The organism is Pseudomonadota bacterium, from assembly GCA_026390555.1.
GTDB lineage: Bacteria > Bdellovibrionota_C > UBA2361 > UBA2361 > OMII01 > OMII01.
In genome coordinates, this window is record JAPLFS010000052.1 from 1 (window position 1) to 22,273 (window position 22,273).

19 protein-coding genes and 1 tRNA gene are annotated in these 22,273 nt (G+C 50.5%); 9 read left to right on the top strand and 11 right to left on the bottom strand.

Annotation, left to right across the window (positions count from 1 at the left end):
- The coding region (locus NTV65_06915) for a hypothetical protein (GenBank protein ID MCX6114928.1) at positions 1-228 on the top strand (228 nt) is incomplete at its 5' end.
- Between the two features lie 41 nt (positions 229-269).
- Here NTV65_06915 and NTV65_06920 read toward each other — a convergent pair.
- The gene (locus NTV65_06920; GenBank protein MCX6114929.1) at positions 270-590 is read right to left on the bottom strand and encodes a DUF4286 family protein; all 321 of its coding nucleotides are present in this window, start codon (positions 588-590) and stop codon (positions 270-272) included.
- 113 nt (positions 591-703) lie between these two features.
- On the opposite strand from NTV65_06920, the gene NTV65_06925 reads away from it, so the two are divergent.
- The 4 genes from NTV65_06925 (at position 704) to NTV65_06940 (ending at position 4,671) form a co-directional block, all read left to right on the top strand.
- Entirely contained in the window at positions 704-1,390 is a 687-nt protein-coding gene (locus tag NTV65_06925; GenBank protein ID MCX6114930.1) for a hypothetical protein, read from the top strand.
- Positions 1,391-1,418: 28 nt separating this feature from the next.
- Positions 1,419-2,216 carry a S1 family peptidase gene (locus NTV65_06930; protein ID MCX6114931.1) on the top strand — a complete coding sequence of 266 codons (798 nt, stop codon included), beginning with the start codon at positions 1,419-1,421 and terminating at the stop codon, positions 2,214-2,216.
- A gap of 88 nt (positions 2,217-2,304) precedes the next feature.
- Positions 2,305-3,750 carry an amino acid permease gene (locus NTV65_06935; GenBank protein MCX6114932.1) on the top strand — a complete coding sequence of 482 codons (1,446 nt, stop codon included), beginning with the start codon at positions 2,305-2,307 and terminating at the stop codon, positions 3,748-3,750.
- 42 nt (positions 3,751-3,792) lie between these two features.
- A complete protein-coding gene (locus NTV65_06940) occupies positions 3,793-4,671 on the top strand; it encodes a hypothetical protein (GenBank protein MCX6114933.1) in 879 nt (292 codons plus the stop codon).
- A 57-nt stretch (positions 4,672-4,728) separates the two neighbouring features.
- Here the strand turns inward: NTV65_06940 and NTV65_06945 are convergent, their stop codons facing one another.
- From NTV65_06945 to ftsW, 6 genes are all read right to left on the bottom strand, one after another.
- Entirely contained in the window at positions 4,729-6,462 is a 1,734-nt protein-coding gene (locus tag NTV65_06945) for a S8 family peptidase (GenBank protein ID MCX6114934.1), read from the bottom strand.
- Positions 6,463-6,742: 280 nt separating this feature from the next.
- Positions 6,743-6,825, bottom strand: a tRNA-Leu gene (locus NTV65_06950).
- Positions 6,826-6,923: 98 nt separating this feature from the next.
- On the bottom strand, positions 6,924-8,717 hold the full coding sequence (gene aspS / locus NTV65_06955) for an aspartate--tRNA ligase (GenBank protein MCX6114935.1): 1,794 nt from the start codon (positions 8,715-8,717) through the stop codon (positions 6,924-6,926).
- A 107-nt stretch (positions 8,718-8,824) separates the two neighbouring features.
- Positions 8,825-9,331, bottom strand: a complete 507-nt coding sequence (locus tag NTV65_06960; protein MCX6114936.1) for a hypothetical protein — start codon at positions 9,329-9,331, stop codon at positions 8,825-8,827.
- Between the two features lie 144 nt (positions 9,332-9,475).
- Positions 9,476-10,606, bottom strand: a complete 1,131-nt coding sequence (locus NTV65_06965; protein MCX6114937.1) for a UDP-N-acetylglucosamine--N-acetylmuramyl-(pentapeptide) pyrophosphoryl-undecaprenol N-acetylglucosamine transferase — start codon at positions 10,604-10,606, stop codon at positions 9,476-9,478.
- A 41-nt stretch (positions 10,607-10,647) separates the two neighbouring features.
- Positions 10,648-11,817 (bottom strand): putative lipid II flippase FtsW, encoded by a 1,170-nt coding sequence (ftsW, locus tag NTV65_06970; GenBank protein ID MCX6114938.1) that lies wholly within the window; start codon positions 11,815-11,817, stop codon positions 10,648-10,650.
- 125 nt (positions 11,818-11,942) lie between these two features.
- Between ftsW and NTV65_06975 the strand changes: the two genes are divergently transcribed.
- Genes NTV65_06975 through NTV65_06990 form a run of 4 tightly spaced genes read left to right on the top strand, consistent with a single transcriptional unit; the run spans position 11,943 to position 17,539 of the window.
- On the top strand, positions 11,943-12,758 hold the full coding sequence (locus NTV65_06975; protein MCX6114939.1) for an alpha/beta hydrolase: 816 nt from the start codon (positions 11,943-11,945) through the stop codon (positions 12,756-12,758).
- Entirely contained in the window at positions 12,748-14,385 is a 1,638-nt protein-coding gene (locus NTV65_06980) for a UDP-N-acetylmuramoyl-tripeptide--D-alanyl-D-alanine ligase (protein MCX6114940.1), read from the top strand. Before NTV65_06975 ends, NTV65_06980 begins: the two co-directional genes overlap by 11 nt.
- A 10-nt stretch (positions 14,386-14,395) precedes the next feature.
- The gene (locus NTV65_06985) at positions 14,396-15,577 is read left to right on the top strand and encodes a D-alanine--D-alanine ligase (GenBank protein ID MCX6114941.1); all 1,182 of its coding nucleotides are present in this window, start codon (positions 14,396-14,398) and stop codon (positions 15,575-15,577) included.
- Between the two features lie 54 nt (positions 15,578-15,631).
- Positions 15,632-17,539, top strand: a complete 1,908-nt coding sequence (locus NTV65_06990; protein MCX6114942.1) for a hypothetical protein — start codon at positions 15,632-15,634, stop codon at positions 17,537-17,539.
- Between the two features lie 67 nt (positions 17,540-17,606).
- Here the strand turns inward: NTV65_06990 and ftsZ are convergent, their stop codons facing one another.
- The 4 genes from ftsZ to murB all read right to left on the bottom strand — a co-directional run bounded on the left by ftsZ (position 17,607) and on the right by murB (position 22,271).
- Entirely contained in the window at positions 17,607-18,791 is a 1,185-nt protein-coding gene (ftsZ, locus tag NTV65_06995) for a cell division protein FtsZ (GenBank protein MCX6114943.1), read from the bottom strand.
- Between the two features lie 269 nt (positions 18,792-19,060).
- On the bottom strand, positions 19,061-20,287 hold the full coding sequence (ftsA, locus tag NTV65_07000) for a cell division protein FtsA (GenBank protein ID MCX6114944.1): 1,227 nt from the start codon (positions 20,285-20,287) through the stop codon (positions 19,061-19,063).
- Between the two features lie 133 nt (positions 20,288-20,420).
- A complete protein-coding gene (locus NTV65_07005; GenBank protein MCX6114945.1) occupies positions 20,421-21,269 on the bottom strand; it encodes an FtsQ-type POTRA domain-containing protein in 849 nt (282 codons plus the stop codon).
- 57 nt (positions 21,270-21,326) lie between these two features.
- Positions 21,327-22,271: a UDP-N-acetylmuramate dehydrogenase gene (gene murB / locus NTV65_07010; GenBank protein MCX6114946.1), complete on the bottom strand. Its 945-nt coding sequence runs from the start codon at positions 22,269-22,271 to the stop codon at positions 21,327-21,329.
- Positions 22,272-22,273: the final 2 nt, after the last annotated feature.

Below are 22,273 nucleotides of genomic sequence, written 5' to 3' on the forward strand. Positions count from 1 at the left end.
ATAACCTATTCAGTAATTCAACCGACTTTTGATAGACTTCGAGCTTTTCATGACAAAACATATCTTCTATTAATCGGTGCTTTTCGAAATAAGTTTCCGGTATCGGAGCGGGAGCAGGTAACGGGAAGCGGTTCACGTTCCAGCTCAGGGATTCAGCATCCATTATCTTACATTCTTCGACCGGCTTTTACTCCATCTGCCGCGCATAGTTATGCCATCATCCAGTAGCTTCCCACCCACACTTATTGGTGAGGAACCGGAAAATAGTACTAGGGCTGAAATGTATCCAAGACCTCAAGTACTGTACGAAAAGAGGGCGACTTATCAGGAAATCGAAGGTCATGCTCAAGCTTTAGGGCTGGCGCAAAGAGCTTTTGGTAGTGTTCGTAGCTCTCCATATTCTGGCAGATGTACTGCACGGCATATGTCGGATCCCCCGCGCTATCGGCATGCATTCTAAGTAGTCGCGCGGATATAAACATGCGGGTCCTTAGTACGGATGGGATATGCTCACTGCGCATCCATTGCAACCACTCCTCATGTATATCCTCAGACACACCTATCGTAACGTTGTACAAGATCTGATTCATTTCATACCCCTTAATCTGCCTATCGCTACCTACCCCAACCAAACCCACTTCGGCAACCATGGATGATAATTCAACCGCTTGCCGGGATCTTATTGTGGCCTTACCCTGTCCAAATGTCGACCTTCATTCTCCATCAGGAGCTATCCTTTATAGCTCTCATTACCGACTCACTAGCCACCAAGTCGCACCCTAGCGGTGGTGCCAAATATCCCATGATAGCTCCAAAGTTGGTGCATGTAGCTCCGTGTGTTTACGCAGCACACGCCGGCACCTGGCAACCGGCGCTAGAGATGCTATCAGAGTTGCGAACACAGCTGCTTGCTACCGATCCTGCGCGCGCGATTACCCCCCTTCTTGCCCCGATTGGAACGGCCGTCTATGCAAAATACGCCGAGATCTTCGGTTCAAGCACCTTTGACGTACGAATCGCCTTAGTACTAACCGGCGAGTACCGGCATCCGGACGATATAGCAGAGGGGCGCAGCTCTACTATTCTGCTCTGGGAGGCTGCGCGCCGCTTCGAGCCGTTTCATACCAAAAACTCAGTTTGCTTTGGGGGTAGTAAGCCCCTTTCGGAGCTCGCCGCAACGATATTGGCTCAACCGTTTGTTGCCGAGATGCTCAAACAGAGCCCCCTTTCCTGCGTGCAGGCACTGGTAGCAACGCACGCCATGCTTGCCAAACTGAGCACAAACGTCTCCCCTGACCTAAATGCGGTGATAATCGGCGTAGATAATGAGCATGCTGTTATTCATGGATCTATGATAGAACTCCCTCAAGTAGCCCTACTAATGGGTTAGCTCCCTATAAATAAGGCATTTGATTACCATGAAAAATCTTAGCGCGATGAACTTAACCCTTATCATGGTACTTGGACTACTACTCACCTCCTGCTTGGGGTGTGGTGGTGGTGGTAGTGGTGATGACGCCTGCAGCTCGGCCAAGATTAGCGGAGGAGAGAGCTGCTCGGCGAATGATAGCCCGGTCGTGCGTGTAGTTATAAATAACGGTGCGGGGTCCTGCTCAGGTACCCTAATTTCGTCAACATCTGTTGTCACTGCGGCGCACTGCGTTAAGGGAGCCAGGACCCTTGATGTAGAACACGCCGGCGCAACTGAATCGATACAGCAGGCCTTTTTCAACGCGCAGTACACAACCGGCGTTACTGCTTTTGATCTTGCTGTTATTAAAGTTAGCGACTTATTTGCAATTAGGGTGGGAGCCAAACCTCTACCGATCCTTACCTCTAGATTTCCAGAACAGGGCGACCAGCTCTCGATCTCAGGATACGGCGTTGATGAGACCGGAGCAATCAACTTTAACAACCCCAAGGCGGCCTTTGTTACCTACCTCGGTGTAGATAGCGGATTACTTGTTACTGAGTATAACACGGGGTTCGCTTTACCAGGTGATTCCGGAGGACCATTAATCAATGATAACGCCATCCTGGGGGTCTTTAGTGGTTACACCCTAGAACCACAACAAAACTACTTTGCGTATCTTCATGAAGCTAGCAACGCTCAACTCTTAGAACAAACCACACCAGATTTAACGACCGCCAGCTTGGGCGAGGTTAAGAAAAGCTCAGCGATTGCGATTGAGTGGAGACCCGCCTCAATTGACTAGGGCCGCTAAGCGTAATTAGCCGGTTGCGGCCTGGCAAAAACTGGCTATGCTTGAACACGTAAAGAAAACGACTTTCCAGGATTAATCTATGCTACTCGGTATCTTCTCACGCAAATCCTTAGCGCTTATAAAAGCCGAGGCCGACGATCAAACGCACGGGTTCTCCCGCTCTCTTACTGGCTCAAACTTAGTCTTGCTCGGGATCGGTGGAATAATAGGAGCTGGTATCTTCGTACTAACCGGCCAAGCAGCGGCACAATACGCAGGCCCTGCTATCGTAATTTCATTTATCATCTCTGGCATCGCCTGCACATTTGCAGCGCTCTGTTACGCAGAGCTTGCTGCCATGATACCTATCTCAGGTAGCGCCTATACATATACCTATGCCACGCTCGGCCAACTTGTAGCGTGGATTATAGGGTGGGATCTTGTGCTGGAATATCTCTTTGGAGCCGCCACGGTCGCGGTTGGTTGGTCTGGGTATGTGGCTAGCTTTATGAAAGATATCGGCCTTAATCTACCACCAGCGCTCTGTAATGCGCCTTTCCGCCATATTCCTGGTGTTGGATGGGAGACTACGGGTGCATTACTTAATTTCCCTGCGGCAATGATCGTAGCACTTTGCACATGGTTGCTTTACATCGGCATAAAGCAGTCCGCCAAATTCAATAACATTATCGTTTTAGTTAAGCTCTCGGTACTCGCGCTCTTTATTATCTTTGGTGCAATGCACGTTGTTCCAGAGAACTGGGTGCCATTTATACCTGAAAACACGGGTCAATTTGGACAGTTCGGCTGGAGTGGAATATTTCGTGGCGCTGGTGTTATTTTTTTTGCTTATATAGGATTTGATTCTGTTTCAGCGCTTGCTCAGGAAACTAAGGATCCGCAGCGTAATATGCCGATCGGTATTATCGGCTCACTTTTAGCCTGCACTATCCTTTACATCGCGGTATCGTTAGTCCTCACCGGCATAGTAAAGTTTGATATTCTTAACGTAGCTGATCCGATGGCGGTCGCGGTGGATGCCGCAGGTGATTCACTTGCTTGGCTACGCCCATTTATTAAGGTGGGTGCTATCGCAGGGCTTAGCTCAGTGGTGCTTGTGCTCCTGATGGCGCAACCCCGCATCCTCTTTAGCATGGCGAGGGACGGACTACTCCCAGCTGCTGCGGCTAAGATTCACCCACGTTATAACACCCCGTACGTTACAACCGTTATAACCGGGGTGTTTTCAGCGCTCGTAGCCGGACTTCTTCCGATCGGCGTGTTAGGCGAATTAGTTTCGATAGGCACGTTATTGGCATTCGTATTAGTCTGCCTTGGGGTGCTAGTACTTCGCTTTACAGAGCCTCACGCTCCACGTGCTTTTAAAACACCGTGGGTAATTCCAGTATCAATCTTAGGAGCGCTCAGCGCCTTAGCACAGATGCTAGCGCTACCATTTGATACATGGGTAAGGCTCTTTATCTGGATGGGTGTTGGGCTTGTCATATATTTCTTGTACGGTCGTAGGCACGCCAAGCTCCAATAGTACCGCGATAGATCTAGTTTTTGTGGGAGGATTATAGTTTGCATGATGAATCGCCATGTAACCCCAGTTCTTAAATTAGTATCGGTTATAGCAATTCTGGATCGCATCTCTGATTACAACCAAGATATCCTGGATGGTCCTGGCTTTGGATCGCAGGGCTCAAAACTGAGAGCAGACCCCTTTGGTGATATAAAAAATGAGTCTCTGCCGGGCGATCCGGAGCGTATGGCTCCGACTCCCTTTCTACAAACTTTTATCAGAGAGACAAATCCCCAGTTAGCACGAATTGGCATAGAGCTATCCGTTGGCCCAATCGAGCTATTGGCTGTGTATATATACAACCCTAATAAACTGCTTGCTTTTATCAGCAGCACTCCCGCCAATCTAGGCGATTCAGAACAGTTTGGGCGACTCGCTCACCTAATCGAGCCCAGCCTACGCGACCTTATAGATGAGCAAGATAGTCAGAATAGCTATGAGCGCCAAGAGCTGCTGCGTAACTTTAGGGAGCTTTTTGACGATCTATCCAAGCGCGGATGTCTTGCGGATTTAGCTAATAGCAAGCCGTTACTAATAGCGGCTGAAAATGGATACCTAGCAGAGTATCTGCGCTTAGATCAGAACAATCTGCTCAATCCAGAGATGGGCCCAGATAAATGGCATGTAAACCTTGCGCCTAATAGGGTCCATATGTTGTGGCAGAATGCAATTGAGATCTTGGGCGAGTTAAACGCAGGCCCGATAGCGAGCATCCCTGGCCGACTCTTAGGGGACTTGTTGCAAGATGGATTACGCGCATTCCAGGAAGATCTTAGGAGTAGTACTTTGCAAAATACCGGCGCAAGGAGCCAATACGAGGGGGTTTATAATATTGCTAAGTTGGATCTTGCAGATAGGCTGGAGCGCACCTCTATTCTATAGCCACTAGAAAGGTCGATCATCATTCGGTAGATTGCGTGCTGCTCTTGCCCCGGTTACCTACTTAATCTTAGCCCTTTTACGAGGACTCTCCAGGGAGAAGATAGGCTCCGCCCCATCAATTATATAGTAGTAGCTCAGGGTGACGGAGCTGCCCGAAGCTAGTTTAATAAGACGCCCGGATGTAAAGGGGATCCAAAGGAACTTAGTAGTTGTTTTATAACCTGGTCTAGTGATCTTGACCTTTAATACGTACTCAACCCCCTCCCGCGGCGTTAGGTTAAAAGAGAGCGTCTTTTTTCCAGGCTTAATACTAGGGGCATCTGGCACAACCAACTCGAGATCACTCCCCTCTGTGCAGTCAGCAACTCCATTGTTGTTTGCATCACCATCCGAGATTCCACAACCACAGACCCCTGGCTCAATCTTATTGGGATCATTTGGACAGTTGTCACTTGAATCCGGCATCTGCGACATGGCACCCACGTTTAAGAATCTACCGCCCGAGGTATAGCTAGCTAGCGTAGGGACTCGATCGGCAGATGCTAGTAGCATCTCCTTTAGTTGCGCGCCGCTAAGGTGTGGGCGCTGTGATGCGATTAGGCCGATAGCGCCCGTTACCATGGGAGCCGCCATCGAGGTGCCCTGTATCGACTTAAAGAGCTCCGGCTCTATCCAGGTGCTGTAGATTCCCCCCACCTCTCCAAAGCGATTCATATCACCACCAGGGGCGGCGATATCTACCGATTGTCCGTAGTTAGAATAGCTCGCCGACTCTAGGGTGGGCCCCGTTGCCCCAACGCTAATGATGTTTGGAAGGTCATAGTCTGCTGGATAAGATGGGGTAGTGTCGTTGTTAGTATCCTCGTTTCCAGCGGCGGCAACAAATAAGATATCGACGCTGGCTAGTCGCTCAATGGCAGAGTACCACGCCGCAAGGAAGATCGGCATTCCAAGCGATGCGTTTACAACCCTGATGTTATTACCCCTCTTTTTAAGTTCGTAGAAATAATCAGTTCCTGCGATTACGTCCGCCATAGTTCCACTACCATTACAACCTAATACTCGGGCTGCTATCATACTAGCACGCCAATTGACCCCCGTTACCCCCTGCTGATTATTACCGCGCGCTCCGATAATACCCGCTACATGCGTACCGTGCCCATCGCAATCGTACGGGCTGTTATTTTTGGCTATCGCATCAATGCCCAGTACATCATCAACGTAGCCATTCCCATCGTTATCGATCCCATCAAGGGGGTCCGCTGGATTGGTCCACAAATTATCTATTAGATCTGGATGGTTATATTTAATGCCGGTATCCATGATCCCTATGATCGTCTCGCTGGTACCGGTACCCTTATCCCAAGCGGCCAGGGCTTCAATGTCGGCGTTTTTAACGGGATCGTGCAATCCCCACTGCGAGGTAAACATCGCATCGTTAGGAACTGCATAGGCCTTGACGATAATATTTGGCTCGCAGGTTAACACCGTCGGATCTTTTAAGATCTGCGCGCAATCTGCATATACATGCGGCCAATCAACTGGCTCAATCTGAGCTTTACTTGACTGGATCGTCGCCCCAGCGCTATACGGCGAAACTAGGTCAAAATGCTCGCTTCCCTTAATAGTAACGTAGCGTACCTGATCTGCGCTCAGAGAGGTGATGTTCCCAGCATTCTTTCTTTGAATAACATACTGCCCGGCTACAACATCGACGGGCTGCGCTACGGCGTATCCATCAAATATCTGGGTAGCTAACATAATCGAAACGAGCATAGCTCTCTTTTTCATAATAGCTCTCAACAGTAGTGTTTATAGACATAAGCCGCTTACGTAAATTGGCCTCAAGTGCTACCGAGAAAGTAGAGTCTATAATTGCAAAAAGATATGAAATTAAGCTGGTGCTGATTTATCTTCTGAATCCTCCACTCGCAAGGTGACGCGAGTTTAAAATGCTCCAGGATATAGGAGATCTAGCTGTTGATCTGTTTTTAGCTGATCAACCTAGTTTAAGAATGACTTTTTAGTTCAACAATACGTAACAGAAAATGACTTAACTAACTGATTATTCTGCCCAGCGCCGGACTTGAACCGGCACGACCTTTCGATCCCAGGATTTTAAGTCCTGTATGTCTACCATTCCATCAGCCGGGCATATGAATCAACAAAAACTAGCATTAATATAGCAGAGGTGGAAGCGTCCCGTAAAAGGGCCATATTTTTAATGGCCCCGCACCAATACCCCATACCCATTAGGCCTTATGAGGCGGCAACTCCGGCATTACCACCCTAATATGCACCTCCTTAAGAGCCTTCTCGGAGGGAATGCTTGGGGCCCCCATTAATAGGTCCTCAACCGATTGCGCCAACGGAAATGCGATTACATCACGAATAGCGCTTTCATTAGCAAGTAACATCACGATGCGGTCAATGCCGATAGCAAACCCACCGTGCGGGGGAGACCCAAATTTAAAGGCCTTAATCATCCCTCCAAACTTCTCGTCAACAACCTCTTTTGAATACCCAACCTTCTCAAACGCGCTGTACATAATCTCAGGATCGTGATTGCGGATCGCACCACTCGATAGCTCATAGCCGTTACATACGATGTCGTACTGAAAGGCCTTGATATCAAGGGGGTCACCTTGCGCGAGGACCTGCAAACCGCCGTCCGGCATCGAGAATGGATTGTGCGAGAACACCAACTCGTTATTTGCATCGTCCCACTCATAGAGCGGAAAGTCAGTAACCCAGCAAAAATGATAGCCCCCAGTTAACAGCTTGAAATCATCCCCTAATTTCGTACGGAGCTTGCCAAGATTTGGAAGAATCGCCTTTGGCTTACCCGCACCGATAAAGATAACCTGACCCGGCTCAAGTTTTAACTGCTCGGTAAGTTTGACCTGCTCTGCAGCACCAATAAATTTAGCGATAGAGCCGCGCCAACCACCCTCCTCGACGATCAGGTATGCCAGACCCTGCCCACTCCATTTCGTAAAGAGCTCAATTGCGTCATCAAAATATTTACGCGGCGGCACACTCATGATCGGCATCGGAAGGGCAAAAATTCCACCCTTGTCGGCCAGAACCTTCTGAAAGACCTGAAATGAGCAATCAGCAAAAGCTGCGGAAACGTTATGAATACGCAACGGATTTCGCAGGTCCGGCTTATCAGATCCAAAGGTATTGAGCGCCTGATCATACGGAATGCGAACGAACGGTGTCGGAGTTACATACTCCTTGGTAAAGCTCGGGAAAAAGTCGCCCAGTAATCTCTCCGCTACTCGAAACACATCCTCCTGCTCAACGAAGGACATCTCAACGTCTAACTGATAAAACTCACCGGGAGATCTATCAGCCCTCGGATCTTCATCTCGAAAGCAGGGCGCGATCTGAAAGTAGCGATCAAATCCAGCCACCATAAGAAGCTGCTTAAACTGCTGCGGGGCCTGTGGAAGGGCAAAAAACCGACCTGGATGAAACCGTGACGGCACAAGAAAATCACGCGCACCCTCAGGTGAGCTACTAGTAAGGATCGGGGTTTGAAACTCATTAAAACCGATCTCGCACATAATATCGCGGATGCGCTTGATAACCTTCGAACGAAGAATGATATTTTCGTGCAGCTTGTCTCTACGCAGATCTAGAAACCGATAAGTAAGTCGCGTTGGCTCGGGGGCCTTATCGTCCTCAGCGATCTGAAACGGCAACACCTCTGAGGTAGAGAGCACCACAAGCGCCTCACAGTGAATCTCAATCTCGCCACTAGCGATCTTTGAGTTGACCATGGCCGGGTCGCGTCTCTTAACTACACCCGTTACCTGAATAACGGACTCAACCCGCACCGCTTGAATCTCTGCTACCCCTACGTTGTTAAAAACAACCTGGGTCTGACCATAGTTATCGCGAATATCAACAAAAACTAGCCCACCATGATCACGCTTTCTCAGTATCCAGCCCGAGAGAGTAACGGTTTGACCAGCATGGCTCGCCTGTAGCTCCTGGCAGCTATGGGTGCGGTAGATACTTGCAATATGCGATGACATCTATATTCCTTATATAGGGCGCAAAATGGTCGCCTCAAAGAAATAGATATATAGCAAGAAATTGTAATTATTCACAGGGTCAGATGCTGTGAATAGTTACGAATGAATTACAGTACCACCCCCACAAGTGGCATTAAAACTGGAGCCATTACCATGGTTCGACTGGGTGTTCCAAAGGTAAAACACATAGAATCGACCGTGGTTGAAAGCGCAACTTTGCCTACCATTAGGCTTCCCTGCTCATGTAGCCTGATCTTAATGGCGAACTCTGCCGCCGCGCCCTCAAAGGTATTAAAGATGCGCATCCTAGGGGGCTCCTCCGCGGTTGATGCAGGAGGCCGCTCAAGGATAAACCAGCCGTTTTTGATATTAGAACCCATAGTAACGGTTTTATCGACAAACTCAAAGCCAAAACCGTCCTTGCGACGCACCATCTCGACAGGCGTACCTGGATCTCCAGCAAAGACCTTATTTAGCATCTGAAGGTTCGTAATACGGGCTTGTTTTAGAACTATCGCAGAAAACTCTTTGGGGGTCTGGGTCGAGAACGTAAAGCCTGGTAAAGCCGCACTGTTGCTTGTTTTTTTGGTGTTGTGGGGTGCAATTGTAGCCATGAACGGGCTCCACAGGTATTTATAAAGCGATTATAGGGCTCATAAATGCTTAAAAACTCGTGCTTTTTCTGGGTCCTATAAATTCAGATGCCGAGATATTACGGATTGATTCCTCTGGGAAGCAAAATATAACGCCACGCAGCTCTAGGGCCGCGCTGTCATGGCTACGATCCCGCGTGCTATGGTTTGCGCAGCGTCTAGCCCCCGCAACTCGCAGGTAGCTCTCTTCATGCTGCGGAAGCTCTCTGGTGCTAGGATCTTTTCAAGCGCCTCCCTGAGCCGCCGACCGAACTCCGGGCCAGACTCCTCCACTACCAGCGCCTTTCCAAGAGCAACAAGCGCCCTGGCGTTGTCGCTCTGGTGGGTACCCTGTTGAAACGGGTAGGGCACAAAGATCGTGGGGCGATTAACGCACGCAATCTCAGCTACGGAGCTTGCACCCGCACGGCTTATAATAACATCACTCCATTCGTAGGCGCCCACCATATCATCGATAAATGGAACGACCGATGCCGAGACCTTTGCGGCCCGATAGCCGTTGACAACCAGATCCATATGCTCAGCCCTGCACTGGTGCACCACCTCTATGTTTCTAGCATTGAGGGTCTCAGTTATCTCTGAGACAGCGTAATCAAGCCCTCGCGCCCCCTGCGAGCCACCAATAATAAGCAATCTATGGGGAGCTTCCTTCCTTATAGTTGTGCGATCAACTGCTTTAAGCTCCAGGCGAACAGGATGCCCGGTATGCTCAATCTTTACCCGCCCCTTAATCTTAGTCTCCGAAAATGAAACCGACATTCGATCGGCAAAATAACCGAGTACCTTATTGGCAAGCCCAGGATGCAGCTCCGCCTCGTGGGTCCATGTTGGTATCCCTTTGAAACGCGCCACGATAACCGGAAGCACCGAAACGTACCCCCCTACTCCAACGACCACCTGCGGCTTAAATTTTCGATAAAGCAACAAGAGCTGTAGTACCGCAAGCGGAAGCCTTAAGAGGAACTGAAACAATCCGATCACGTTGCGTCGCTTAACACCAGCCGATGCAACAATATGCCTGGTAAATCCGTTTTCTAGGATTAGCTTCTCCTCGAGCGGGCGCCCCGCACCGATAAACTCAACAACGCACCCTGGGCATTGGCTCTGCAGCGCACGCACGATATGCAGGGCAGGAATAATGTGCCCTCCACTTCCGGAGGCTGCAACAAGCACGCGCAAAGGTTCACTTGCCTCAATCGGTAGGGGGTTCTTTTGTGTTACCTCAACCTTGTTCATCGCAACCATTCATCAAGTAAAAAGAGATATCGGACGCAAGATTATAAGCTCTCCGAAACTTCACCAGCCTCACGGCGAATGGCGAGTAGGAGTCCGATCACAGCCATGCAAGCCATTAGGCTCGATCCACCGTAACCAACAAGTGGTAATACCATGCCCTTGGTAGGAAGAAGCCCGATTACAACCCCAACGTTAAGCAGCGCGGGCACAACGATTATCATCGTTAATCCAACAGCTAGTGCGAAGGAGAATGTATCATTCTTAACACTTCGCGCCAGGAGTAACCCACGCCACATTATGACGAGAAAGGCGAGTATGATAGTTAGCCCACCAACAAATCCCAACTCCTCAGATATTACCGCAAAGATAAAATCGGTATGAGCTGCTGGTAAAAAAAAGAGCTTTTGCTGGCTGCCGCCAAGCCCAACACCGGAGATCTGTCCCGTACCAACAGCTATTAGGGATTGAATGAGTTGGTATCCCTTGCCAGACGAATCCGCAAACGGGGAGAGGAAACTCGCTATTCGCATCATTCGATACGGGGAGATAAAGACTAGAGTTCCAAGGCATCCAGCGACCACAACGCTACACAATGCCATGTGCATTAGCCGCACTCCACTGGCTAGAGCCATACAAAGAACGGTAACTATAATAACTACGGATGAGCCGAAGTCGGGCTGCAATAGAAGAAGAGCTGCCGCCATTCCAACTAAAGCAAAAGGCTTTACTATCCCGTGCAAAAACGATTCGATGCGCTGCTCGTGCCGCGCAAAAAAACCCGCCATAAAGATCACCAGACACACCTTTACGAACTCTGCTGGTTGAAATCGTATCGGTCCGAACCGTACCCAACGAGAGGCACCCCCAGCGCGATCTGCAATGCCTGGAATTAGCGGCAGCGCCAGAAGGAATATCGATAGAGCAAAAAGATATGGCGAGGCCCTGCGTAGCAGCCCAAGGGGAATCTTCATACACATCAACATCAAAGCAGTACCCAGAATAGCTGATAGAGACTGGCGTTTGGCATAAAAGAATGCGTCGCCTAGCTTTTCCTGAGAGAGGATGCCGGTAGTTGAGTAGACCATCACCAGCCCAAACCCTACAAGCAGCAAGACCGTAACGATCAGAACGTAATCAATTGGAGATGGGGCTCTTAGTTGGTTAGCCCGTGCGGGTGGTATTGAATGGGCAAAATCGGAATAGGAACTCATCGTGGAAGTATGCAAGAAGATTCGCCCTGGCAACAGGTGCAAAATATCGTTTTTAGGGCAGCTCAGAAAAGGCTGAGAGAGCTCTCCCCCTTGTCACTTCCCACCCTATCAGCGATTATAAGGCTATGAATTCCAGTGCTGCGATGCGGAGCGAAGCTCTCCCCCCTCTTAATGTCCTAAAACTAGGATCGAGCGGTCCCGTGCTAGTAATGCTACACGGCTGGGGACGCTCACTCGAGGCCCTGCGCCCCCTGGGAGAACTACTCGCGACAAAATATCGCATCGTTCTAATTGATCTCCCAGGCTTTGGTGATTCCCCACTTCCCGTAGCTGCCTCAAACGATGGCGGTGGCTGGAGCACTGCAGACTACTGCGAGCGAATACATGCGTGGCTCGAAGAGGCCGGTATTAGCCGTTGTATCCTAGTGGGGCACTCGTTTGGAGGACGGGTCTCTGTGAGATTATCGGCCCGCTACCCTAAACTCCTTCAGGCGCTAATTTTAATCGGAAGTCATGGGCTTAAGCGTGAGCGCCCATTTAAGCAGGAGCTCAGGGTAGCGTTCATCAAGGGACTGGTCTCACTCGCCAAGAGTATCGATGGAGTTTTTGGCAGTAGGCTCTTTAAGCATTACCTAGCGCCGCACTTCGGCTCTACGGATTACAGAGCCGCGGGCGAGCTACGAAAAACCCTCGTAAAAACCGTCAGCGAGGATCTCTCAAGCGAGGCGCAGTCTATCGATATACCGACCTTGCTTCTGTGGGGAGAGGATGACACTGCGACTCCGCTCGATCTGGCGCGCAGCTTTCACAGACTGATCCGCAACTCTCAGCTCCATATCTTTCCACACAAGGGACATGAACCGTTCGAGGATGCCGGAGCGCACCTAGTGGCAAATTACATAGAGCGTTTTTTAAGTGAGCAGGTAACCTGTGCTGACTAAGCTTTCAACCCTAATTTTTGTGCTTGGACTGCTGCTCTTTGGATACAGAAGGATATTCTCCTATCTAAGATATTTCCAGCAGGAGGAGTACTCAAATAGACGCTTTATAGCATGGATCAGAGAGAAGAGGGCCTTTGATAGACGGGGCAGCGCCGTCGTATGCACGCTAGGAATAATAGCTCTAGTTTTGCCGGGCGAGTGGTACGGGCTCGTGTTTTCTACCCTCGCTGCGACTGCCCTGTGGTGCATCACCGTAGTTATAGAGCAGGATCCACGAACAAGCGGCAAATTAAAGCTCAATATGACGCAACGCGCCCGCAAGATTTCGCTCGTTGCATTCATCTTGTATGCACTCGTTGCTTTCGTGCCCCTTGCGCTCTCGTGTGGAAGTTGTGGCGGCTCCCAAAACGGGCTAGCCATGACAGCATTTTTTGCCCTCCTGTTGGTGCAATCTCCCGCATTGTTTTTGATCGCTTCAAACAAGCTCCTCTGGCCAGTAGAAAAGGCGCTGCAAGATCGCTACTACGCCGAGGCCCAGCGCATTATGCGCCAAGCTAACCCATTCGTTATCGGCATCACGGGCAGCTACGGTAAAACTGGGGCCAAGGCCGCCCTGGGAGATCTTATGACGCAGTGTCTTGCTCCCACCTTCTGGCCCAGGAAGGGTATTAACACAATAATGGGTATCACCCGTGCAATTCGCGAAACGCTAAAGTCCTTTCACCACTTCGCTGTAATCGAGATGGGGGCATATAATATCGGCTCGATTAAACGGCTGTGCGACTTTACCCCTCCTAAAGCAGCGCTCGTTACCTCTGTCGGCATTATGCACCTCGAGCGCTTCGGAACACCAGAGAACGTGTATCTAGCCAAGTCTGAGATCGCACAAGCGCTCCCTGCCGATGGTATATTAGTCTGTAACGGTGATAGTCCGAACGCGCGCAGGATGGCGAGCGAGCATCGCCGTGCTGTAACGCTTCTGTATGGACTTGATGAGAGCGCCGGGGCGCTTGATTGCTACGCATCCGAGCTAGCATTTGACGATCAGGGCACACGCTTCGTTATCCACTGGAAGGGCGCACGTTATCCTGGGCGCACCCCGCTCCTTGGTCGACCAGCCCTATCGAACGCGCTCGGCGCCTTTACCATGGTCTGCGCTCTCGGAGCAGACCCAGCCTATGTAGCGGCCTGTCTGGCTAACCTACAGCCGGTTGATAACCGACTAGTATTGGATAGAAAGCCTTTCGTATCGTTTCTTAGAGATGCCTACAACTCTAACCCAACCGGTTTTGAGGCGGCGCTTGATGTGCTTAAGACCCTCTCAGCCAAGCGCCGCATAGTAATGACTCCAGGTATGATAGAGCTAGGCGAGCAGCAATACGAGCAAAATCGTAGGCTAGCAACACTCTCAGCCGCAGTAGCGGATCTATTTATTATCGTGGGCAATACCAACAAGGATGCGCTACTTGCCGGGCTGACCGGAGCTAGCTTTCCCATTGAAAAGATCGTCCTGGCTGAGAACAGAGAGGCGGCCTTTTTAGCTATTACTGACCGTGGGGCGCAGGGCGATCTAGTGCTAATTGAGAACGATTTAGGAGACCTGCACGAGGGCACGGTTAGTTTTTAAGAGATTACGTATGACGAATCGATTGCGAGTAGCGGTTCTCTTTGGTGGCAGATCTGTCGAGCACGAGATCTCTGTAATCTCAGCTTTACAGTTAATGCTGGCCGTAGATCCTGCAAAATTTGATCTCATTCCGGTTTACATTACACCGAACGGCTCCTGGTATATAGGTGCGGCGTTACTCGAACGCTCCTTCTATGCGAAGGCGCTAGAAAACCTGGCGCAGCTTGAAGAGGTGACCCTTCTTCCGAAACCGGGCGTGGGTGGACTTACCCGTCTAGGCGCAAGGGGCCTCTCTAGCGTTATTGAGGTAGATCTGTTCCTGCCGGCGTTTCACGGCCAGTACGGCGAGGATGGTTGCATCCAGGGTCTTTTTGAGATGGCGCAGGTGCCCTATACGGGTAGCGACCTGCCCTCCTCTGCTATCACGATGAATAAGTATCTGTGCAAGATGTACCTCAGCGCGCACGGTATTCCGGTGCTTCCAGCTAGCATAGTACACCGTAACGAGGCGCAAGCAGATATTAAGCAGGTAGTTTCAGGGCTACTCTCACAGGATAAATTCAAACACTTTCCGCTCTTTATTAAGCCCTGCAACCTAGGCTCAAGTATCGGGGTATCGCGTGTCAATGACGCAACGGAGCTTGCTGCGGCCCTTGCAAAGGTCTTTCGTTACGATACCCAGGCGCTCGTTGAGCCGTGCGTGTCTAAGATAATGGAGATAAATGTCTCGGTGCGTGCGCAGCTTGGCATTGAGTCCGGTATCGAGGCCTCGGTGGTTGAGATCCCGGTGTCTGAATCAGGCACGCTCTCCTACGAAGAGAAGTACCTACGTGACGGTGGGAAAAAATCTGGTCGCTCGCAGGGTATGGCGAGCCTTACAAGAGTGATTGATCCAGCGGACCTCGATTCAGAGCTACGCAATCAGGTTATCGAATTAGCGAAACGCTCGTTTTCGCTGCTTGGATGCTCAGGTGTAGCGCGCCTTGATTTTATCGTCGACCTGGCTACAAACAAGCTCTATTTTAATGAGCTCAATGCCTTTCCAGGTTCCTGCGCATTCTATCTATGGGCGCGCTCTAAGCCGCGCGTGCTTTATACTCAGCTGATTGAGGATATGATTAATGCAGCCCTCGGTCGCTTTGCTACTAACGCAGCACTTGATCGGGATATCGGGCTACGGGCACTAAAATAGGCTTAGGAAAGTTCGCTAGTGACACCTTAAGCCATGAGGAGATAGTCTATTGCTATGCTAAAACGCTTATTATTTCGCAACAGACCCCCCGCGCTCGCCGCGGCACTAATGGTAATATTCGGACTGCTTACCATTCCAGGCTTATTAATGGTGCTGGCCATATTTTATTATGAGAGTGTTGAATCGATCGAGGGGGCACTTAATAAGCAGGTTGAGGAGGCGCAGGCCGAAACATTACGAATAGTTGATGATTTTATACAACCGGTTGTTAGTACCCTAACAGTTATGGCGGAGATCGCAGCCCTTGCACCAGAGCAATTTAGGGATGAGCGGAGTCAGTCGTTACTCTACAAAGGGCTTACGGCGGCTGGCCAGATCCATTCGATCTCTATCACCTTTGAAGATGGTTTCTTCCGTGCATTTTCTAGGATTGGTAGCGCTCGCCGTCAACTACACCCAGAGATACCAGCTCTTGCTAACTGGAGCACGTCCCGCATCGAGCCCTCGGAATTAGGCAGTAATGAAAAGCGACACCGCAGCTTCTTTTCAGAATGGCCGTACTTGATAGAAACGGCTCTAGAGACTGTCGATATAGAGCCCCGTAATAGACCGAGTTATATCGGAACAAAGAGTTCAAAAAAGCTGTTTATTACAGACATAAATGCGAATCTAGTTTCTGGCATACCGTCCATCGCGATAGCTATGCCGATAATTAAGGAGGGCGCTTATATAGGATCTGTAGTCGCAGATATTACGGTTCCAGAGCTCTCTAAACTTCTGCAACGCAATAAAATTAGCGCCAACAGCCTGTCCATGATTATAGATGGACAGAACGCTACCATCGCAGCATCAAATCTAGCAGGATTAACACCCTCCGAAACTACCCCCCTTGTTGCTGCAGTGAACGAACAGGCTAAGCTGATTATTAACAATGCGACCAGTGGTACTGAATACACCCAGAGCTATATATCAAGCGATGCCGGCATAAAAATGAGTGTCTCACTCTTTCGGCTTAATAATGAGTTTAACCTTGATTGGCGGGCAATTATTATCACCCCGACAAGCGATTTTATCGGAGGGCTATATTCAGCCGCAAAGACGGTAATGCTCTTTATCCTAGCCCTAATTCTGGTTAACTTGCTCCTTATCTTTAAACTTTCCAAGCGGCTAGTAAGTGGCATCGTGCGGGTATCCAAGGAGATCTCAAGCATTCAAACGATGCATTTCGACGACAGCAATAGTAACGAGCCCTCGGCGCCCATCAGGGAGATTAGGGATCTTCAGAACGGCATTAACCTTCTACGCACCGCTCTGCGCTCATTCTCACTCTACGTACCGCTAGGATTGGTACGTCAGCTTGTTGAAAGCGGCAAGGCCCTCGCCCCATGTGTTGAGGTTCGGCCCCTTACTATTCTTTTCTGTGATATTGAAAATTTTTCGACCATGGCGCAAGAGGTCTCACCGCAAGAGCTTCTGGAGTACACAACAGCTTATTTTGCTCTGGCAACCAAGGCAGTTGCAGAGCAAGAAGGTACAGTTGATAAATTTATCGGGGACGCTGTCATGGCATTCTGGGGCGCGCCGTCACCGCTACCAGAGCACGCCTTGAACGCCTGTCGTTCTGCGCTGCGTATAGTCGAGCAGCTACAAGAGATTAATCTAACCTGGGCTGCGCAAGGCAAGCGCACCCTACGGGTACGAGTTGGCATCAATACCGCCGACGTTCTTGTTGGGAATATCGGCTCGGCTGAACGCTTAAGCTACACAGCCCTAGGCGATGGCGTAAATGTGGCTTCGCGCCTGGAGGGGATCAATAAGGAGTTCGGCTCCACTATCTGTATCAGCGATACGGTTTATGAGCACGTTAAAGATCATGTCATAACAAAACCCCTTAAACCGGTCTCAGTTAAGGGCCGCAAGGGAGAGTTTATGGTTTATGAGCTGTTGGGGTTAGTAGACTAAACTGATTGCAATAAAAAAGGCCGGGCGGTAAAGCCCAGCCTTTTTTATAGCTGTCGAGCTAGAGAAACTACTCAGCCTGCTTACGCAGGAAGGTTGGAATCTCAAACTTCTCCTCATCCTCTGATGTAGAGAGCACCGAGAGCTTCTTAAGCTTAATCACCTCTGATGCACCGCCGTTCTGCTGTTGCTTACGAGCAAATGCCGGAATATCAAGTCCGCTTGCATGTAGCATTGCCCCAGGCTGCTTGCCCATCTTGGAAGCATTGTTGATTGCGTCGCTATTGGCAAATCTCTCAGCACCGAAACCAGTTGCGATAACGGTAACGCGAACCTTGTCCTCAAGATTTTCGTCGATAACCATACCCCAAATAATATTAGCATCCTCTGCCGCCTCTGAGTGGATCAGTTCAGCCGCCTCGTTAACCTCCTGTAGGGTAACGTCAGGTGAAGCAGTAACGTTAATAAGAATGCCGCGAGCACCATGGATCGAGATATCCTCTAGAAGCGGACTAGAGATAGCCTTTTCAGCTGCCTCGATTGCGCGGTTATCACCACTTGATTCGCCAGTTCCCATCATCGCCATACCCATCTCGGCCATGACCGCGCGAACGTCGGCAAAGTCTACGTTTACCAAGCCTTCACAGATAATCAGGTCGCTAATACCCTTGACCGCCTGATAGAGCACATCATCGGCCTTGCGGAATGTGTCCAGCAGAGAGGTGTTGCGTCCAGCGATTGAGAGCAATCTTTGATTTGGGATCGTAATAAGTGTGTCTGCGTGCTTTCTGAGCTCTTCGATGCCGAGATCCGCATTCCGCATCCGGCGTTTACCCTCAAATAGAAAGGGCTTGGTAACAACACCAACCGTCAAGCACCCCATGCTCTTTGCAACTTCAGCTACAACTGATGCACCGAATGTTCCAGTTCCACCACCCATACCTGCGGTGATAAACACCATGTCAGCTCCCTCGAGAGCCTTGCGTATTGATTCAACGCTCTCACGAGCAGCAGCACGACCAACATCTGGATCTGCGCCAGCTCCAAGACCCTTGGTGATATCATCGCCAAGCCGGATCTTATTATTCGGTAGGGATGACGCGAGCGCCTGCGCATCCGTATTGGCTGCAAAGAACTCAACCCCAGTGAGTCCGCTACGGATCATATTGTTGACGGCGTTTAAGCCGCCACCACCGATACCGAATACCCGAATGTTTGCGTTATTAGCCTGAAGCTTCTTACTTATATTGTCCATGCTTTCCCCCGTACCTCTTTTTTGAAAATCAAGATTGATCTGTTTCCAGTCCGACACAGTCCCTCTACCAAGCGGCCCCATTATTCCCCTTTAACTTGAAAAGTAAAGAGATACAAAAGGTGTTTCCCTAGTGATCCTACTTTTTTCAAGCCCCAATCATCTGCCACAAAAACCCCTACCTACACCACCGCTCAAATCCAAAGCTCCTAATTACTAACCTAAGCATGCCTAAATCCATGGCATAACGTTCAACCTAACCCGATATCCATCTAAAAATGCTCAGCAAACCAGCCAGCTACCCGACCCATAGCCCGCCCAACCGAGCTGCGTCCCTGCGCGCTACGCAGAGATCCTCTGTGGTTGGCCCCGTGCAGCAATAGCCCGACCGCAGCCGAATACTCGGGCCCCTTTACCAGATCTAACAACCCCCCCACCCCAATCGGCTCTGCTTTACGGATAGGTAAGTTGAATACCTGTTCAGCTACCTGAACAATACCCGGCAGATTGGAGCTTCCTCCGGTTAGAACTATTCCACTAGTGAGCGCATCTAGGCACCCGACCCTGACGAGCTCGCGCTGAACTAATCCAAAGATCTCTGCTATACGGGGCTCAATTATCTCGGCTAACACCGACTTAGAGAGAACACGCGCAGCACGCCCTCCGACCGATGGCACCTCTAGGGTCTCGGTCTTACTAGCCTGAGAGCTCATGGCTGTGCCGTATTCGCACTTGATACGCTCGGCAGCCGCCAGCGGAGTCCTTAGTCCAGCAGCTATATCGTTTGAGGTGTGATTGCCCCCCACAGCCAGAACCGATGTCACCTTGACCGCTCCGCCGTAATAGACCGCCAAACTGGTCGTTCCGCCACCAATATCAAGGAGACACACACCTAGCTCCTGCTCCTCCTGGGAAAGCACAGCCTTGCCAGAGGCCAGCGGTGCCGCAACGATATCCTGAACCGTAAGCCCACATCTATTAACGCATTTAACGACGTTCTGAGCGCTGGCGATCGCGCCAGTAACGATATGAACACGCGCCTCAAGACGAACTCCAGAGATGCCGATCGGATCCCTCACTCCATCCTGCTCATCGATAACGAACTCCTGGGGAAGAACGTGCAGGATCTCACGATCGAGGGGAACTGCTACCGCTTTGGCGGCCTCAACAACCCGCTCGATATCCAGAGGTGAAACCTCCTTGCCCTTTATTCCAACGATACCGTGGCTATTTTGTGACCTTAGGTGAGCACCGGAGATCGTCGCAAAAACGGTGCTGATCTCGCATCCGGCCATGGTCTCAGCCTGCGCTACGGCCTTGCTGATTGCACTTACAGTACCCTCAATATTAACAACGACCCCCTTGCGAAGTCCACGTGAAGGGCTTGTTCCTACGCCGATAATATCAACACGACCGTCGCTGCGCCTTTCGCCAACAACGATCTTAATGCTTGAAGTACCTATGTCTAAACCGGCTATCAACGAGGATGGAGTTGGCATGTGACCGCTCGAAATAAAGAGTTTACAAGACGGGACGACATTAAACGCAGTTTGAACTGAGTGCAAGTGGTTTTAAGTTACCTAAAGTAAGTATTCACGGTGCATGGGCGTAAAATCTGCTGCCCGACACCCATTAGGGAGCGCCACGGGCGACCACATCTCCTCGGAACTTAACTACCCCTACCCTGGTAAACGCCAGGTCAACACGCTCAATCTCAGCGAAACGATCTTTAAGCTTAGTTAATAACCCGGCGCACCGCTGTGCCTGTTCCTCAAGCGAAACCAACGAATCAGTTGCGGTAGTAAATACTATAGGAAAAGGCACCCCCTTAAACGTTACGGCGAAATCTCCCCGTCCCTCCAGTCGCCCCCGCCCCTCAAAGCGTAAGGAATCTGCCGTTCTAGCTACAGAACTCTCAATTGTAGCGATTGAACGTGACGCCAACGCTAACTGCGCGCGCACTAGGTCCGGAGAATGAGCGCGTGAAGCAATCCCATCTACCGCCACAAGGTTCATTAAAGTATCTGCGGTAAGTCCGTACAGCGGGCCATCGGCTGGCATAATAAAGGCACCCTCATCACTAATAACCCAACGCTCGTTATCTACCGTTGCGATGAACTTAGGGGATCTCTCCGTGACTGAAACGAGGAAACATCCCCAATTTGAGGGCCACATCCCTGGGCAGCTATCAAGCCGCGCCGCTGCAATCCAGGGATTCTCGGCGATCTTACCCTGAATTTCGGTGTTATTAACGTGCCACCAGATAACGGACTTATCGAAGGGCAGCGCGCGCTCTATCTCAGTGCGCGAAAGAACCCTTAACCCCTCAATCCGTACCTCCTTATTCTCGAGCAACTCAACGGTTCTGGTGCTCGTCCACATCCAGCCATGCAGCCAGCCATGCTGAAACCTGGCAGGATTATCGATGTAGTGCAGAATAAGAACGCTGCAAGCTATTATGGAGGTGTAGAGCAACCGCATGGCGACACTATACGAATTTTCAAGCGTTTCGCCGAGAGGGAAAGTTATCTAGTTGCCCTAGAACCAGATCTTTACCTCTGGTTCAAGCTCGATTCCAGAGCTCTCACTAACTCGCTCCCGGCAGAGCTGAATTAGATTTGCAATGTCGGCTGCACTAGCCCCCTTACCCGGATTAACGATCCAGTTAGCGTGCAGCTCAGACACCTGCGCTCCGCCGATTCGATACCCCTTAAGCCCAGCCTGTTCGAGTAGCTTGCCTGCGGGCTGCTCGGGGCTTGGATTCTTAAAAACTGAGCCCGCCGAGGGTAGCGCTAAGGGCTGTCTAGTGCGGCGCTCGGCTAGGTTATCGCTACAACTCTTTGCTATGGCAACTGGGTCACCTGCGGTTAAGCTAAAAACCACCGATGTGATGGTTGCACCACTAGGCAGCCCTGAGAATCGATAGCTCCAAACAAGCTCAGCACGCTGCCATACCCGCTCCACACCGTTCGGAAGTACGCCGTGCACACGCACGACACGTTCGCCTATCTCAGCACCGTGCGCCCCTGCGTTCATAAATACGGCACCCCCGATTGAAGCCGGAATGCCGGCTGCGAACTCAAGACCGGAATATCCATCATCCGAGACCCGTCGAGCAAATGGCATTAGTAACGCCGCCGCCCCAACCTCAAATTCGTTTAGCCTGCTACGTTCACTTGTTTTAAATCCAGCACCTAGCCGAATAATCCAGGCGTTAAGCCCACAATCCGATATGAGCAAATTACTACCGTTACCGATTACGCGAACTGGCTGCTGCGCATCAAATAGTAGCTCCTGTACCTGCATCAGCTCCTCAAGCGACTCGACCGTTACAAGCGCACGGATTAGTCCCCCCACCCCAAAAGTTGTAAGGGTCGCCGCAGAAACCCCCTGGCGTACCCGTCCCTTAACCGCGGCACTTACGGGCGCCAGTAAGCTCTCGTCGAATATCTGCTTATAGCTTGTGGCTTGCGGCTCGCCCATGC